The organism is Bradyrhizobium erythrophlei (assembly GCF_900129425.1).
Taxonomy (GTDB): Bacteria; Pseudomonadota; Alphaproteobacteria; order Rhizobiales; family Xanthobacteraceae; genus Bradyrhizobium; species Bradyrhizobium erythrophlei_C.
This window is the reverse complement of sequence record NZ_LT670817.1, coordinates 2,427,435-2,444,333: the sequence shown is the minus strand read 5'-3', so window position 1 is coordinate 2,444,333 and position 16,899 is coordinate 2,427,435. Positions and strand designations below refer to the sequence as shown.

The window sequence follows — 16,899 nt, the reverse complement described above, 5'->3', positions numbered from 1 at the left end:
CGGGCATCCACGTCTTCCTTCAAACTGTATCGTCAAGACGTGGATGGCCGGGACAAGCCCGGCCATGACGATTTAATCGTAGTCCGCGCCCAGTCAGTTGATCGCTCGGATCAAGGTCTTGATCTTGTCCGCATGCGGACCAAGCTCCTTGGCGAGCTTGTCGAGATAGGGATCGGCGATCTTCTGAAAGCTGGCCTTGTCGACATCGGTGACGACCTTGACGCCCATTTTCTCGAGCTTCGCCGCGGCCGAACGCTCAAGGTCGAACGCGCGCTTGGGTTCCTGCAGGCTGACATCCCTCGCCGCCGTCATCACCCACTGCTTCTGTTCCGCGCTGAGGCTCTGCCACAGTTTGTCGCTGATCCACATGATGGCGTTGTTGGCTTCATGCTCGGTCATCGACAATACCGGTGCGACTTCATAGTGCTTGTTGATGAGGTAGACGTTGACGGCGTTCTCGCCGAAATCCATCACGCCGGTCTGCAACGAGGTGTAGACGCTGCCGAAAGGCATGTGAACGGTCTGCGCCCCATAGGCGGCGAACATGGTGTCTTCGGTCGCGGTGGCCTGGACGCGAACCTTGTATCCCCTGAGATCCTCGACCTTGTGGATCTCCTTCTTGCCGTACATGTGCCGAAAGCCCTGGGTGCCGAGCGCGATCGCATGAATGCCCTGCGCGGTGTCGTCGATCATGTCCCGGATCGCCTCGAACACCTTGGGATCGGCAAGCGCCTTGATGTCATGTTCTTCCGAGCGGAACAAATAGTGCAGCGACATCACACCGGCCTGTGGCGAGATGGTCGAGGTATTGGCGGAAGAGACAATCGCGAAATCGATATCGCCTGATCTGACCAGTTGCAGGATTTGCGGTTCCTGTCCGAGCTGCGCGCCGGGATACTGGTCGACGAGCATGGTGCCCTTGCTCAATTCCTTGAGTTTGGCGGAAAAGATATCGTAGGCGATGCTGTAGCCGGAATTGAGCTGCTGATCATGGGCGAAGCGATAATGTTTTGCTTCCTGCGCGCCTGCGCTGGCCGCAAACAGGACCGCGGCCGCCGCGATCAACCCACCCATTATTCTTGCTGATTTATTCACTGTTTCCCCCCTGTTTTGATTTTTGTCGATCATCCCATCGGGGTTGTGGGATTGTCAATTGAACATCGGGCGTGAGTGGCGACCACTATCTCTCTGCGAGTCGTCCCGGCGAACGCCGGGACCCATAATCCGCGGCGCTGATGGTGACGAAAGGTATCGACTCAGTGCCCAAACGACACGGCACGGCATATGGGTCCCGGCGTTCGCCGGGACGACTCGTGGATGTGTTTGCAGATCTAATTGATCGCCCGGATCAGGTTCTTGATCTTCTCGGCGTGGGGCCCAAGTTCCCTGGCGAGCTTGTCGAGATAGGGGTCGGCGACGGTCGTGAAACCCGACTTGTCGACGTCGGTCACGACCTTGACGCCGATCGATTTCAGCTTCTCGAGCGATTGGTGCTCGAGCTCGATCGCTTTCGCCGGCTGTTTCTGATTGACCTCGTCGGCGGCGGCCTGCACCCAGCCCTGCTGCTCGGGCGTCAGGCTGTTCCACAATTTGTCGCTCACCCATACCAGGCTGTTATTGGCCTCGTGTTCGGTCATCGAAAGCACGGGGGCGACTTCGTAGTGCTTGTTCGCGAGATAGACGTTGACGCCGTTTTCCGCGACATCCACCACGCCGGTCTGCAGCGATGTATAGACGCTGCCGAACGGCATGTGCACGATCTGCGCGCCATAGGCCGGAAACATGGTGTCCTCGGTGGGCGTCGCCTGCACCCGCACCTTGAGGCCCTTCATGTCGCCGACGTTTCGGATCTCGCGCTTGGAATACATGTTGCGAAGTCCGAGCGTCGAGAGCGCGATGACGTGGGCGCCCTGCACGGTGTCGGCGATCATCGCCTTGACCGCCTTGGACACTTCGGGGTCGGCGATGGCCTTGATCAGGTGCGTTTCGGAGCGGAACAGGAAGTGCATCGACATCACGCCGGCCTGCGGCGACAGGGTCGCGGCATTGGCGGAGGATGAAATACAAAATTCCACGTCGCCCGACTTCACCAGCTGCAGGACCTGCGGCTCCTGCCCGAGCTGCGCGCCCGGATATTGCTCGATCAGCATGGTGCCCTTGCTCAGCGCCTTGAGCTTGTCGGCGAAGATATCGCCGAGGATTCCATAGCCGGTGGTCTTCGGCTGGTCGTAGGCGAAGCGATAATGTTTTGCCTCTTGCGCGCCGGCACCTGCGGTCATCATGAATGCGGATGCGATCGCGATCGCAACGAGAATTCTGCTCGAGCTACCCATCGTCTCCCCCGGATGATTTTGTTTCATCATCCCATCGGGGTTGTCTCGATGTCAATCAAACATCGGGCGTTGAGGGCACGACGCAGGTGCGAGATGGAGACTGCGGCGGTCGCGCCAGTTACTCAGCTGTCATCATCCGCGAAGGCGGATGATCCAGTACGTCGCGGCGTTTCGGTTCTATTTCAAGCGGCGGCGATTACTGGATGCCCGCCTTCGCGGGCATGACGACCTTAGCGGAGCGCTACCCCTTCCCCTTGGCCCGCATGAAATCGAAATCGCAGCCTTCGTCTGCCTGCAAAATGGTTTCGTTGAACAGATGCGCGTAGCCTCGTGCGGCCCATTCCGGCGTCGCTGGCAACTTCAGCGCCGCGCGGCGCTTTTCCAGTTCGGCGGCATCGACCAACAGGTCGATGCTTCGCTTGGCAACATCGAGCCGGATCATGTCGCCGTCCCGCACCAGCGCCAGCGGACCGCCGACGGCGGCTTCCGGGGTGATGTGCAGCACGATGGTGCCGAATGCGGTGCCGCTCATCCGCGCATCCGAGATCCGCACCATGTCCTTGACGCCGCCGCGCGCCAGTTTCCTCGGGATCGGCAGATAGCCTGCTTCCGGCATGCCCGGCGCGCCCTTGGGGCCGGCATTGCGCAGCACCAGCACGTCGTCGGCATTCACTTCGAGCGCGGGATCGTCAATCCGCAGCGTCATGTCTTCGACGGAATCGAACACCACGGCGCGACCGGTATGCTGCAGCAGTTTGGGGCTCGCCGCCGAATGCTTGATCACCGCGCCGCGCGGCGCGAGATTGCCGTGCAGCACCGCCATCGCGCCTTCGGGCTTGATCGGGTCGTTGCGCGGGCGGATCGCATCCTGCCCCGGCACATCTTCGGCGCCGGCGACGACATCGCGCAGCGTCGCGCCGGTGATGGTTTTGGCATCGAGGTCGAGCAAGTTGCCGAGTTGCGCCATCAGTTTCGGCACGCCGCCGGCATGATGGAAATGCTCCATGTAATGCTCGCCCGACGGTTTCAGGTCGATCAGAACCGGCACCTCGCGGCCAAGCTTGTCGAAGGCTTCAAGATCGATGCGATGTTCGGTGCGGTTGGCGATCGCCGTCAGATGAATGAGCCCGTTGGTCGAGCCGCCGATCGCCTGCAGCACTACCTGTGCGTTCCTGAATGCCGCCGGCGTCAGCAACTCACTCGGTCGCGGGCCCTTCGCCGCCGCCATCGCGGCGGCCACCCGGCCACTGGCTTCGGCCGAACGAAAGCGCTCGGCATGCGGCGCGGGGATGGTCGCGCTCATCGGCAGCGACAGTCCGAGCGCCTCGGTGATGCAGGCCATGGTAGAGGCGGTGCCCATCACCATGCAGGTGCCCACGGAGGGCGCGAGCCGGCCGTTGACGGCCTCGATTTCAACCTCGTCGATTTCGCCGGCGCGGTATTTTCCCCACAGCCTTCGGCAATCGGTGCAGGCGCCCAAGACCTCGCCCTTGTGATGCCCGACCACCATCGGCCCCACCGGAATCACGACGGTCGGCAGATCGGCGCTGACCGCGGCCATGATCTGCGCCGGCAGGGTCTTGTCGCAGCCGCCGATCACCACCACCGCGTCCATCGGCTGCGCCCGGATCATCTCCTCGGTATCCATCGCCATCAGGTTGCGCAGATACATCGAGGTAGGATGCGAAAAGCTCTCCGCGATCGAGATGGTCGGAAACACCATCGGCATCGCGCCCGACAGCATCACCCCGCGTTTCGCCGCTTCGATGATCTGGGGCACGTTGCCGTGGCAGGGATTGTAGTCGCTGTAGGTATTGGTGATGCCGACGATAGGGCGGTTCAGCGCATCGTCGGAATAGCCCATCGCCTTGATGAAGGCCTTGCGCAGAAACAGCGAAAATCCGGCGTCGCCATAACTCGTCAGTCCCTTGCGCAGTCCGTCAGCCATTTTGCGTGTCCTTTAGAAATTCATCCATGAGTCTGGATCGAAAGTGCAAAGCGCTCGGTCTTCACCTCTCCCCTTGTGGGAGAGGTCGGATCGCATCGCCAGATGCGATCCGGGTGAGGGGTTTTGCTCTCACGAGAGACCGGAACCCCTCACCCCAACCCTCTCCCACAAGGGGAGAGGGAGCCGACCTTTGTTGTGGCGGCATCGAAGCAACACTGCAAGCTCGCCGCTGCGCATTGCAGCTATTTCAAGTCGAAGATCCGGCTCTTGTCGCCGTCGAACTCCATGCCGCAGAACGTGCCGCCCTGGTAGAAATCGCCGACCGGATCGGGCGGCAGCTTGGCCTGCTCGGCAAAAGCGTGCTCGCGAAAGTCCTCGGCGCGGCCGGTCGGGCGATAGCCGAGGTCGTAGGCGCGATGGTTGTCCCACCATGTTCGCTCGTTATCGGACGCGCCATAGAAAATCTCGAAATGGATATCGGGATGGTCGAGCCCGATCCGGCACAGTTGCACGAGGTCTTCCGGCTTCAGCCAGATCGAGAGCCGGCGGTGATCCAGCGGTTTTTCGCCGAAATTGCCGATGCGGATGCAGGTCACTTTCAGTCCGTGCTTGTCGGCATAGAGCGCGCCGACCGCCTCGCCGAACACCTTGCTGACGCCGTAGCGGCTGTCGGGGCGCGGCGTGACGTCGGTTCCGATGTGGTGATGGCGCGGATAGAAGCCGATCGCATGGTTGGAGGACGCGAACACGATGCGCTTGACGCCCTTCTTTCGCGCCGCCTCGAACAGATTATAGCAGCCGATGATGTTGGACTGCAGGATGTTGTCCCAGGGGCCTTCGACCGAGTAGCCGCCGAAATGCAGGATGCCGTCGACGCCTTCGCAGATCGCCTCGACCTGGGCGAGATCGGATAGTTCCGCCGCCTTGAATTTTTCGTGAGCGCCGAGGTCGGCGGGCGTTTTCAGGTCGCTCAGCAGCAGATCCGGATACACCGCCGGCAGCAGCTTGCGCAGGCTGGTGCCGATCCCCCCGGATGCGCCGGTCATCAATATGCGTGGCATTTCGTCCCTCTAATTCTCATCGCGTTGACGTGAGTATGGCGTGGCGAGCGCGGTGCGGCAAGCGCGCCTCACGTGCCCCGGACGCTGCGCAGCACGAAGTGATGCGCTGCAGAGCCGGGCCCACACCGATGGGTCCCGGCTCTGCGAAGCGGTGCTGCGCACCGCATCGCATCCGGGACACGAATGCTTGCCGCCGCGAGACGGCGATGATAGCAGACCAGGACTGGTGAGGAAGCAAAACAGCAACGAGAACAGCAAATGTCCGATCAATCCCCCCGCGCCGGCTGGCAGCCGGCGACGTATTATCCCGATCCGGCGATCCACGCGCTCGATCCGCGCTTTGAAAAATACTGGCTGAAGCTGTCGGTGGTGGAACGGCTGACCACGGGACTGCGCTGGGCCGAGGGCCCGGTATGGTTCGGCGACGGGCGCTATTTGTTGTGCAGCGACATTCCGAACCAGCGCATCCTCAAATGGGAAGAGGAAACCGGCGCGGTCAGTATTTTCCGAAAGCCGTCGAATTTCGCCAACGGCAACACCCGCGACCGCCAGGGACGCCTGATCACCTGCGAGCATGGCGGCCGCCGCGTCATCAGGACCGAATATGACGGCTCGATCACGGTGTTGATGGACTCCTTCGATGGCAAACGGCTGAACGCGCCGAACGACGTGGTGGTGAAATCCGACGGTTCGATCTGGTTCACCGATCCGATCTTCGGCCTGCTCGGCAATTACGAGGGCTATGTGGCGGAGTCCGAGATTGACATGAATGTCTATCGGATCGATGGCCAGACCGGAAAATCGACCATCGTCGCCGAAGGCATCCTGGGGCCCAACGGGCTTTGCTTCTCACCCGACGAGAAGATTCTCTACATCATCGAATCCCGGGGCGAACCGACGCGGAAAATTCTCGCCTACGACGTGTCGCCGGGCGGCGACAAGATTTCCAATAAGCGCCTGTTCGTCGACGCCGGCAAAGGCACCCCCGACGGCATGCGGGCCGACATCGACGGCAATCTGTGGTGCGGCTGGGGCATGGGCGATCCCGAACTCGACGGCGTCGTGGTCTACGCCCCCGACGGCGTCCTGATCGGCCGCATCGCGCTGCCCGAGCGCTGCGCGAATTTGTGTTTCGGCGGCTTGAAGCGCAACCGCCTGTTCATGGCCGCGAGCCAGTCGATCTATGCGCTCTATGTGAACACGCAGGGCGCGCTGGGAGGATAGAGACGTCGTCCCTGCGAACGCAGGGACACGCCGTGCCGCATGTATTTGGCACGAGGTCAAACACCTTCCCCGACAACGAGCATCGGTGGCTATGGGTCCCTGCGTTCGCAGGGACGACATCGAATGTGTTCATTGATCCGGTAAAACGCAAAAACGCCGGAGCAGGATTCCCTCGCCCCGGCGCTTTCAATGTCGTCCGAAAACTTACGCCGCGTTGAAGCCGGCGATTGCCTTGACCTCGAGATATTCTTCCAGGCCGTACTGGCCCCATTCGCGGCCGTTGCCGGACTGCTTGTAGCCGCCGAACGGCGCGGTGCGGTCGTTGGGGACGCCCTGCAGGTTGACGTTGCCGGCGCGCAGCTTGCGGCCGACCTTGCGGGCGGATTCGACGCTGTCGGCGGAGACGTAACCGGCCAGACCATACGGGGTATCGTTGGCGATCCGCACCGCGTCGGCTTCGTCCTTGGCGCCGAGGATCGTCAGCACTGGCCCGAAGATTTCCTCGCGCGCGATGGTCATGTCGTTGGTGACATCCGCGAAGATGGTCGGACGCACGTAGAAGCCCTTGTTGACGCCTTCCGGCAGGCCTGGGCCGCCGGCCACCAGCGTGGCACCTTCATCGATGCCCTTCTGGATCAGGGTCTGGATCTTGTCCCACTGGATGCGCGACACCACCGGACCGATGGTGGTGCCCTCCGCGCGGGGATCGCCGGCCTTGGTCTTGTCGGCGACGCCCTTGGCGATGGCGGCGACTTCCTTCATCTTCGACAGCGGCACGATCATCCGCGACGGCGCATTGCACGACTGCCCGGAATTATTGAACATGTGCATCACGCCGCCGGTGACGGCCTTGGTGAGGTCGGCGCCTTCGAGGATGACGTTCGGCGACTTGCCGCCCAGTTCCTGGCTCACGCGCTTGACGGTCGGGGCGGCGCGCTTGGCGACGTCGACGCCGGCGCGGGTCGAGCCGGTGAACGAGATCATGTCGATGTCCGGATGCTCGCTCATGGCGGCGCCGACTTCAGGGCCGAGACCGTTGATCAGGTTGAACACGCCTTTGGGCACGCCTGCTTCATGCAGGATTTCCGCGAAGATCAACGCCGACGACGGGGTGAATTCGCTCGGCTTCAGGATCATGGTGCAGCCGGCGGCGAGGGCGGGCGCGACCTTGCAGGCGATCTGGTTCAGCGGCCAGTTCCACGGCGTGATCATGCCGATGACGCCGACGGGTTCGCGCACCACCACGGCGGAGCCGACCGGCTCCTCGAAACGATAGTTTTTCAGGACCTCCATCGTGGAAGCGAGGTGGCCGAGGCCGGCGCCGGCCTGCAGCTTCTCGGCCATCGGCAAAGGCGCGCCCATCTCGTCGGAGACGGCAGCGCCGATATCCTTCATGCGGGTCTTGTAGACCTCGATGATCCTGCCGAGCAGCGCCACGCGCTCTTCGCGGCTGGTCTGCGAAAACGTCTCGAAGGCGCGCTTGGCGGCAGCCACCGCCTTGTCGACGTCGGCCTTGGAGCCGAGCGCAACCTCATACATCGCCTCTTCGGTCGCCGGGTTGACGACGGGCGTGGACTTCTTGACGACCGGATCGACCCAGGCGCCATCGATGTAGAATTGCATGCGGTTGACCATCGTGAACCTCTAGATTTCGGGGCTATTGGAGGGGAACGGAACGTTCGGCGCGCATCCTCGCACGAATGTCCGGAAAAATGAACCCGCCATAAGCGGGCCGCTGCACTGCAACGGATGCTTGATATAAGGTCGGTGGCGTGGGGGAAGCAAGACGGGCGGCGTCACTTGCGCGCGATCCCTACCCTCCCCTGGAGGGGCAGGGTAAGAAATTAAACCGCCATCTTGCGGTGCCGCACCGGGGCACCCGCCGTCAGGCTTTCGGCGGCGTCGATGATGGCGTTGGCGTCGATGCCGTGGTGGCGGTAGAGGTCGCCGATCGAGCCGGTCTGGCCGAAATGTTCGACACCGAGCGCTTCGACCCGGTGGCCGCGCACGCTGCCGAGCCAGCCCAGCGTCGCCGGGTGACCGTCGATCACGGTGACGATGCCGCAGTCGCGCGGCAGCGGCGCGAGCAGTTTTTCGATATGGCTGAGATGGGCTACGCCGCGGCGGTCGCGGCGCAGTTTTCGTGCCCCCGTCCACCCCGCATGCAGCCGGTCCGCCGACGTGATCGCGAGCAGGCCGACGTCCCGGCGGCTTTCGCCGATCAATCCGATCGCCTCGATCGCCTCCGGCGCCACCGCACCGGTATAGGCAATCACGGCTTCGCAATTCTCGCCGGGCTTGCGCAGCCAATAGGCGCCATCGGTGATGCCCCGCTGCAGGTCCGGCGTCATGATGCGTTGCGGCTGCTCGACCGTGCGCGTCGAAAGCCGCAGGTACAGCGAGCCCCCCTCGCCGGCCTCACGCTGCATGTGCCCAAAACCCCAGCCCATGATCACGGCGAGTTCGTCGACAAAGGCCGGCTCGAACGAGACCAGCCCATCCTGCGCCATACCGATCAGGGGTGTCGCGATCGACTGATGCGCGCCGCCTTCCGGCGAAAGCGTAATGCCCGACGGCGTCGCCGCCACCATGAAGCGCGCGTCCTGGTAGCAGGCGTAGTTCAGCGCATCGAGGCCGCGTTCGATGAAGGGATCGTACAGGGTGGCGATCGGCAACAGCCGTTCGCCATTGATGGTGTGCGACAGACCCAGCGCCGACATCAGGATGAACAGGTTCATCTCGGCGATGCCGAGTTCGATGTGCTGTCCCTTCGGCGAAAAATCCCAATTGAAGGTCGAGGGGATCTTCTCGCTTCGGAACAAGTCGGCCTTCTCGGCGCGCGCGAACAGCCCGCGCCGGTTGACCCAGGCGCCGAGATTGGTCGACACCGTGACGTCGGGTGATGCCGTGACGACGCGCGACGCCAGTTCGGTGTCGCCGCGCGCAAGTTCATTGAGCACCAGCCCAAACCCTTGCTGGGTAGACATCTGCGGCGACGGCTTGAACGAAAGCTGCTGCGGCACGTCGATGACCGGCGCGGTCAGCCGGCGCCGGCCGTCGCGGTTGAACGGCGCATCCGCGAGAAACGCCTCCAGCGCCGCCGGTTGCTGCGACAGTCCTTCGAACTTTTCCCATTCATGCCCCGGCCGGATGTTCTGAGCGGCGCGCCACTTCTCCATCTGGGTGACCGTCATCAATCCCGCATGGTTGTCCTTGTGGCCCTGGAACGGCAGGCCGATACCCTTGATGGTATAGGCGATGAAGCAGACGGGCCGATCATGATCGATCGACTCGAACGCCTCGATCATGCTGGCCATGTCGTGTCCGCCCAGATTGGACATCAGTTCGAGCAACTCGTCGTCGCTGCGCTTGTCGATCAGTTGCGACACCGCGCCCTGATCGCCGATCTCGTCGCGCAAATGCCTGCGGAACGCGGCCCCGCCCTGAAAACACAGCGCCGCATACATCTGGTTCGGACAGGCGTCGATCCAGCGCTTCAGCGCCTCGCCGCCGGGCTCGGCGAAGGCCGATCGCATCAGCCGGCCGTATTTCACGATCACCACGTCCCAGCCGAAATTGCGGAACATGGATTCGAATTTTTCCCACAGCCCTTCGCGCACCACGGCATCGAGGCTCTGCCGGTTATAGTCGACCACCCACCAGGTGTTGCGCAGGCCGTGCTTCCAGCCCTCCAGCAGCGACTCGAAGATGTTGCCCTCGTCCATCTCGGCGTCGCCGACCAGCGCGATCATCCGCCCCTCCGGGCGGTCCTTCATCCAGCCATGCGCCTTGACGTAGTCCTGCACCAGCGAGGAAAACAAAGTCTGCGCGACGCCGAGGCCGACCGATCCGGTGGAGAAATCGACGTCGTCGGTGTCCTTGGTGCGCGACGGATAGGACTGCGCGCCCCTGAAACCGCGGAAATTTTCCAGCTTGTCGCGGGTCTGGTGCCCGAACAGATACTGGATGGCGTGAAACACCGGGCTCGCATGCGGCTTCACCGCGACACGGTCCTCGGGGCGCAACACCCCGAAATACAGCGCCGACATGATGGTGGCGAGCGAGGCCGAGGAGGCCTGATGGCCGCCGACCTTCAGACCGTCGGCATTGGGCCTGATGTGGTTGGCGTGGTGGATGGTCCACGACGACAGCCACAGGACTTTGCGGGCCAGCGCGGACAGCGTTTCAAGGCGTGCGGGCTCGATCGGCATGGCGGTACTCCGCGACACAAAGATGATCTGGCGATGTTAGCGCGCCGCGTTTCGTGAAAAATCTCAAATTCCCGCGACATACCCACGCAAATTGGGATAAATTACCAATCCGAAGCCCTTCAGCCAGAGTTTATCCCAATGCCCACGCTTGATGCCATTGACCGCAAAATCCTCAGCCTGCTGCAATCCGACAGCCGCACCACCATGCAGGAACTCGCCGACAAGGTCGGCCTGTCAGTCTCGCCCTGCCATCGCCGGGTCAAGCTATTGGAAGAGCGCGGCGTGATCACGCGCTATATCGCGACCGTCGACCAGAAATCGCTGGGCCTGCATGTCAGCGTGTTCATCTCGATCAAGCTCGCCCGGCAGAAGGAGGAAGACCTCAACCGGTTTGCCAAAGCGATCTCGAAATGGGACGAGGTGCTGGAGTGCTATCTGATGACGGGAAACCGCGACTATCTGCTGCGCGTCGTCGCCGCCGATCTGTCATCCTATGAAGCGTTTTTGAAAAACAAGCTCACGCGCCTCGACGGCATTGCCTCGATCGAGTCGAGCTTTGCGCTGAGCCAGGTGAAGTATTCGATCGCGCTGCCGGTGTGAGGGTGTGCACCATCCTCGGTCGTCCCGGCGAACGCGGCGGCGAGCCTCACCACGCGTAGCGCGCGACGCCCTTGCCGGCATAGGACGTAGTCACGCCTGAAAATTCGCCCTCGAAGGTGGCGGCGAGCGAGAAGCCGTTCAGCCATTTCATCTCGGCCGACGCCGTGGTCAGCGCCGAATCATGTGCCTGCGCCGCGCCATTGACGACAAAGGACGCGCCGGGCAGCGTCTGGAACACCGCCTGGATATTGCGGTCGGCGTTGAAATCATGCGCCCAGGCGAAACGGCCGCGCAGCGTCAGGATCGCATCTGGCATCGCGAACGATTTGTCAGTGCGCACGCCGAGCTCGGAACGTGAATCGGTGACGTCCTTAGCCGCGTAACTCAGTGCAAAGGCCCCGCTGCCGGACAGCACCTGTTCGGCATAGGCCGGCAGGCTGAAGGTGGTGAATTGTCCGGCGGCATAGGGCGTGACGCCCATCCACGGCGTTACGTAGCGGTAACCGCCTTCGACGCGTCCCGACCAGGCATTGGCGTTGAACTCCGCGTGCAGCCGGTCGACGCCGGCGACGGTTACGGTGCGATCGGTCGTCACATCCTGCCAGCCATAGGCCAGCGCCGCCGAGACATAGGCCGCGCCGACATTGTGACGCACGAACGCGCCGGCCTGGAACAGGTCGGAGCGCCCGGAGCCCAGATTGTTGACACTGAAATTGGTGCCGCCGCCGGCAAGTGCAAAACCCGCCAGCGTATCGGGCGAGAAGCGATAATCCGCGCCCGCGACGACGCCGAACGCGCGCGCCGTCGACGTGTTCGATCCCAGCGCCGCGTTGCCGTCCGTGGTGCTGCCGCCGCCATAGGACGCGCCCCACACGCTCCAGCGCTGATTGAAGCTGTCGGCCACCACGGGCGCCTTGCGATAGATCGCCGCATAAGCGTCGCGCTCGCTCTTGCTGCGTGCGTTGGGGTTTGACGCATAAGCGCTGGCGCCGTTGCTTTCCTCGGCGAACGGCGTTGCGCCGGCGCCCCCGGTTACGCCGTCGCCGCGGCCGGCGATGAACGGGTCGGTCAGCATTCCCAGAAACAGGTTCATCGCATCGAAGGTGGCCTGCTGCGAGCCGGTCGCCAGCTCGCCCGAGATCTGGGTGAGCCCGGAGGACGGCAGCGCGACGAACGCTGCTGGGATGGTGCCATTGGCACTGAAGAAATTGTTCAGCGCAGTGCCGACCTTCCGCTGGTTGACGTTGAGACCGGGAGAAGCCCCATAGTCGAGCGCGAAATTGACGTAGACATGCGTCGGGTCGTAGCTCAGCGTGGCGGTCAATCCGGCCGGCGCCCCGAGGACGCCAACCCCGTCAAAGGCGCCGCTGTGGCCGCCGGCATCGGTCAGGATCATGTATTGCTTCATGACCGTGCTGCCGACCGCGACCGAGACGCCGACGGTGCCGGCCAGCGTGGCTGCGCCGGTGACGTTGGCGAAGGTCGACGTGACAGAGTTGATCTGCACCAGGTACAGCGCGCCCGACTGGAACGCGAGACTGCCTGATACCGTCATGGACGTGCCCGGCGTGCCGTTGCCGGGCAGGAAAATACCGCCGCCCGCGATCACGGTGTTGCCGACGGTGCCGGCACCGGTCAGCGAAGCGTTGGCGTTGACGGTCGTGAGGGGTGAAGAAGCAATCGTTCCCTCCACATCCAGCACACCGCCGTTCACCGTGGTGTTGCCGGTATAGGTGTTGGTGCCCGATAGCGTCAGCGTGCCGGTGCCGACCTTCTCCAGCGCACCCGGCCCCGCCGGCCCGCAGCCGCACGGATTGAAGTCGGCGATCACGCCGCTGACCGTGGTCGAGAGGTTGTTGCCGCCGACGACCAGCGTGTTGCCCGCCCCGATATAGTAGAATCCCGAACCCGCGATCGAGCCTGCCGCGACCAGGCCATCGCCGTTCGGACCGAGGCTGCCGGAGAAATCGACAAAGCCGGTGCCGGCGGTGATGAACTGCGCGGCGCCGCCAGTCGAGTTGTCGTAGAAATAGGTGGCACCGCCGCTGTTGGTGGTGATGATCGCGTTGCCGGCGGTGGAAAATGCGTTGAAAGCGGTGTAGCCGCCGGAATTGTTGGTGATCGTGGCGCTGCCGGCCGTTGGTGTATCCGTGCCAAAGGCCTGGCCGAAGGAAGTAAAGCCGTGGTTATTGTTGGTGATGGTCGCGGACGCGGCGGATGCAAGCTCGCCGAACTCCGTTCCGCCATTATTGCTGTTGGTGATGTGGGCGGTGCCGGCATCGGTCATCGCCACGAAGATGGTCCCGCCATTGTTGTTGGTGATGGTCGCATTGCCGGCCGTGCTGGTATCCGTGCCGCCGGGAAAACCGAACAGCGTGGTGCCGCCGGTTTTATTGGTGATGTTGGCGCTGCCGGCAGTGCTGGTATCGAAAAATGCGGTCGATCCGCCATTCTTGTTGACGAGCATGGCGGTGCCAGCGGTGTTGCTGCCGAAGAACGAGGTAAAGGCACCCACGCCATCGGTGGTGATCGAGGTGATGCCGGCGGTATTGGCATTGACGATGTTGAAGACACCTTCGTTGGTGACGGCGCCGACGATGCTTGCCGTCGTCGCGAGCGTACCGAGCTGCAGCGTGCCGCACGAGCAGATCGTGGTGCCGCCGCTATAGGTGTTGGTCCCGGTCAGGATCACCACGCCGCCGCCGTATGTATCGAACACGGTCAACTTGCCCGCACCGCCGCTGCCGTCGGTGATGTTGCCGGCAATCGTCAGCGAGATGCCGTTGGCGTCGATCGCGCTTCCGGACGGCGTAGCGTTGATTTTGAAGTTATTGGTGAAGGTCAGGTCGCTGAGACCGTCAGCCTGGAAGAATCCGTTCTCAAGCGTCACCGTGCCCGTGCCGACCGAACTGTTATTGGTCACCTGGAGCGCAGTGCCAACCACGTTCGTCCCGCCGGTATAGGTGTTGACGCCGGATAGAACCGTGGTGCCGGAACCACCCGAAGAATCGGTCAGTTGCAGCACGCCGGTTGAGCCGTTGCCGTTGGAAATGGTACCCGACAGCGTCAGCACGATGCCGTTGTTGTCGACCGCGCCGCCTGTGGTGTTGACCTTGAAATTGTTGCTGAAGGTCAGATCGCCGAGGCCATCGGCCTGGAAGGTGCCGCCGTCCATCGCCACCGCGCCCGAGCCGATCGAGCTGCTGTTGGTCACCTGCAGGATGCCGGCCGAGATCACGGTGCCGCCCGAATAGGTGTTGACGCCGGACAGCACCACGACGCCGGTCGTTCCGGCGCTGTCCTTGATTGTCAGTCCGCCGACATTCGCAGGTGCATCGGCGATGTCACCTGAATAGGTGAACGTGAAACCGTTGGCGTCGATCGTGCCGCCGGTCGAATTGATCTGCGCCGTATTGGCAACAGTATAGTTGCCACCGGCCTGCAGCGTGCCGCCATCAAAGGTCAACGTCCCGGTGCCGATTGCCGAGGACGTAATCGCGCCCGGCGTGCCCACGGTGTCGACGCCGACGCGCAACGTGCTGCCGCCGCCGGCTACGCCACAGGCGGTGCCGCAGATCGTGGTGCCGCCGGTATAGGTGTTGGCGCCGGACAGCACCAGTGTGCCACCGCCGTTGAGCACGATGTCGCCGGCGCCGCTGATGGCGCCCGACATCGTGTTGGTATTGCCGGTGGCGACGGTGATGACGGGATCGCTGTTGAAGACCATGGCGTTGGCGATGTTGAGGCCGTTGCCGTTCAACACCAGCGTCGTTTGATCCGTCGACAATTGGCCCATGGTGAGCGTGCCGGTGCCGAGCGCGCCGTCGTTGCCAAGCGAGAGGGTGGCGCCATCCGCGACCGTCGTGCCGCCGGCAAAAGTGTTGATGCCGTTGAGCGCGACAGTGCCCCCGGTGAGCGACAACGCAAGTCCGCCGCCCCCGCCAGGGACGTAACTGGGATCGCTATTGCCGGCATTGGTCCCGCTCAGGCTGCTGGCGCTCGCATCGGCAATGCTGCCGTTGAACGTCAGGGTCGAGCCGGCACCGGGATTGAGCGTGTAGGTCGTTGCGCCGGCCGAAGAAGTGTCGGTCAGGATGAACAGATCGCTGCCGGCATTGCCTCCGAGGTTGGCGGTGGAACTCCACGGCGTGTTGGAGGTGCCGCCGGTGACGCTTCCGCCATTGAAGGTCGTATTTCCGACGAGGTTGATGGTGGCGCCCTGCTCGGCGAACACCGCGCCGCCGAGCCCTGCTCCCGCGCCGCCATTGCCACCCAGATAATGGCCGTTAGAAATTCCGTTCTGACCGCCGACGCCGCCGACGCCCCCGGTCCCGCCATAGGCGCCGTTGCCGCCACCACCAGCGCCGAAACCGCCATTGCCGCCGGAGTTGGGACCACCGGTGGGCCCGCTTCCGCCGCCGCCACCGCCAAAGCCGGCATTGCCTCCCGCACCACTGCTGCCGCCGCCGCCGCCATAGGCCGCGCCTGCGCCCCCTGTGCCTGAATTTCCGCCGCCGCCGCCGCCAACACCACCAGCATTGCCGCCGGAGCCCCCGATTGCTCCGGCAAGGCCCCCGCCGCCACCGCCGCCGCCGGGGGTACCATTGCCCCCGCCAATCCCACCGCCGCCGCCGCCCACGCTGCCGGCGCCGCCATTGGCACCGCCACCGGCGATCGGCGCCGCATCGGTAGCGCCGTGGCCACCCGCGCCGCCGCTGCCGTTGCCGCCAGCTCCGAGAAAACCGAAGAAGGTGCCGCTTCCGAGCGAATCGCCGCCGCCGCCGCCGCCGGAGAAACCGCCGCCGCCGCCGCCGCTATTGGTGCCGCCGACGCCGCCGCCGCCGCCGAGTCCGCCGCCACCGCCGCCGCCATATCCGGGGCTGCCACCCGCGCCGCCGGCGCCTCCCACCGCGCTATTTTGCGAGAAGGTAACGCTTGAAACCGTGACCGAACTGCCTGCAGCCGCGTAAACGGCGCCACCGGCCCCGAGCCCGCCGCCACCCCCACCGTTGCCAAATCCGCCATCGCCGCCGGCGGCCCTTCCGTTGGCAATCGTCAGGTTGGCAATATCCAGCGAGCCCGACTGAACGAAAAACACGCGATTGGTATTGTCGCCGCTAAGGATCAGGCCCGGCGCTCCCGACCCGTCAATGGTGATCGGCGCCGCGGCGCTTGCAATCAGCGCGCTGCCGGCAATGTTGCCGACATTGATTGTTTGGCCCGCCAGCCCGGCATCGAAAGTGATGGTGCCGCCCGTGGCGCTGGCCTGCAACAGGGCATTACGCAACGATCCCGCGATGTTGACGTCGTCCGACGTGTTGGTAACGACGTACTGGGCATTTGCAGGCGACAAAAAGCCAAGAGCCAGCCCGGTCAGCGCAACGCTGAGCACAAGTGCGGACCGGCGACGCGCAAAATTCAAACAAAAAAATGCTTTAAGCGAATTACCCACAATTCCCCACCTGCCCGGCCTTCCTCAGCGTCCAGTCCATTGATGGCCGACGCCCCCTGTCGGGTTGTCG

At 63.6% G+C, this 16,899-nt stretch carries 9 protein-coding genes; 2 read left to right on the top strand and 7 right to left on the bottom strand.

Going from position 1 to position 16,899, the window contains the following annotated elements; genetic code table 11:
* Positions 1-93 precede the first annotated feature (93 nt).
* The 4 genes from B5527_RS11420 to B5527_RS11405 all read right to left on the bottom strand — a co-directional run bounded on the left by B5527_RS11420 (position 94) and on the right by B5527_RS11405 (position 5,342).
* Entirely contained in the window at positions 94-1,074 is a 981-nt protein-coding gene (locus tag B5527_RS11420; protein ID WP_079601374.1) for a TRAP transporter substrate-binding protein, read from the bottom strand.
* Between the two features lie 257 nt (positions 1,075-1,331).
* A complete protein-coding gene (locus B5527_RS11415) occupies positions 1,332-2,333 on the bottom strand; it encodes a TRAP transporter substrate-binding protein (RefSeq protein ID WP_154072173.1) in 1,002 nt (333 codons plus the stop codon).
* Between the two features lie 241 nt (positions 2,334-2,574).
* Positions 2,575-4,281: an IlvD/Edd family dehydratase gene (locus tag B5527_RS11410; protein ID WP_079601372.1), complete on the bottom strand. Its 1,707-nt coding sequence runs from the start codon at positions 4,279-4,281 to the stop codon at positions 2,575-2,577.
* A 242-nt stretch (positions 4,282-4,523) separates the two neighbouring features.
* Positions 4,524-5,342 carry an NAD-dependent epimerase/dehydratase family protein gene (locus tag B5527_RS11405; RefSeq protein WP_079601371.1) on the bottom strand — a complete coding sequence of 273 codons (819 nt, stop codon included), beginning with the start codon at positions 5,340-5,342 and terminating at the stop codon, positions 4,524-4,526.
* Between the two features lie 258 nt (positions 5,343-5,600).
* On the opposite strand from B5527_RS11405, the gene B5527_RS11400 reads away from it, so the two are divergent.
* The gene (locus tag B5527_RS11400; protein ID WP_079601370.1) at positions 5,601-6,566 is read left to right on the top strand and encodes an SMP-30/gluconolactonase/LRE family protein; all 966 of its coding nucleotides are present in this window, start codon (positions 5,601-5,603) and stop codon (positions 6,564-6,566) included.
* A gap of 204 nt (positions 6,567-6,770) precedes the next feature.
* On the opposite strand, the gene B5527_RS11395 is transcribed toward B5527_RS11400, so the two are convergent.
* Together B5527_RS11395 and B5527_RS11390 are read right to left on the bottom strand one after the other, a co-directional pair.
* On the bottom strand, positions 6,771-8,201 hold the full coding sequence (locus B5527_RS11395) for an aldehyde dehydrogenase family protein (RefSeq protein WP_079601369.1): 1,431 nt from the start codon (positions 8,199-8,201) through the stop codon (positions 6,771-6,773).
* Positions 8,202-8,410: 209 nt separating this feature from the next.
* Positions 8,411-10,777, bottom strand: coding sequence for a hypothetical protein (locus tag B5527_RS11390; protein WP_079601368.1), 2,367 nt, complete (start codon positions 10,775-10,777; stop codon positions 8,411-8,413).
* 138 nt (positions 10,778-10,915) lie between these two features.
* Here B5527_RS11390 and B5527_RS11385 point away from each other — a divergent pair, with 138 nt between their 5' ends.
* A complete protein-coding gene (locus tag B5527_RS11385; RefSeq protein WP_079601367.1) occupies positions 10,916-11,377 on the top strand; it encodes an Lrp/AsnC family transcriptional regulator in 462 nt (153 codons plus the stop codon).
* A gap of 46 nt (positions 11,378-11,423) precedes the next feature.
* On the opposite strand, the gene B5527_RS11380 is transcribed toward B5527_RS11385, so the two are convergent.
* Entirely contained in the window at positions 11,424-16,799 is a 5,376-nt protein-coding gene (locus B5527_RS11380; RefSeq protein ID WP_245332584.1) for an autotransporter-associated beta strand repeat-containing protein, read from the bottom strand.
* Positions 16,800-16,899: the final 100 nt, after the last annotated feature.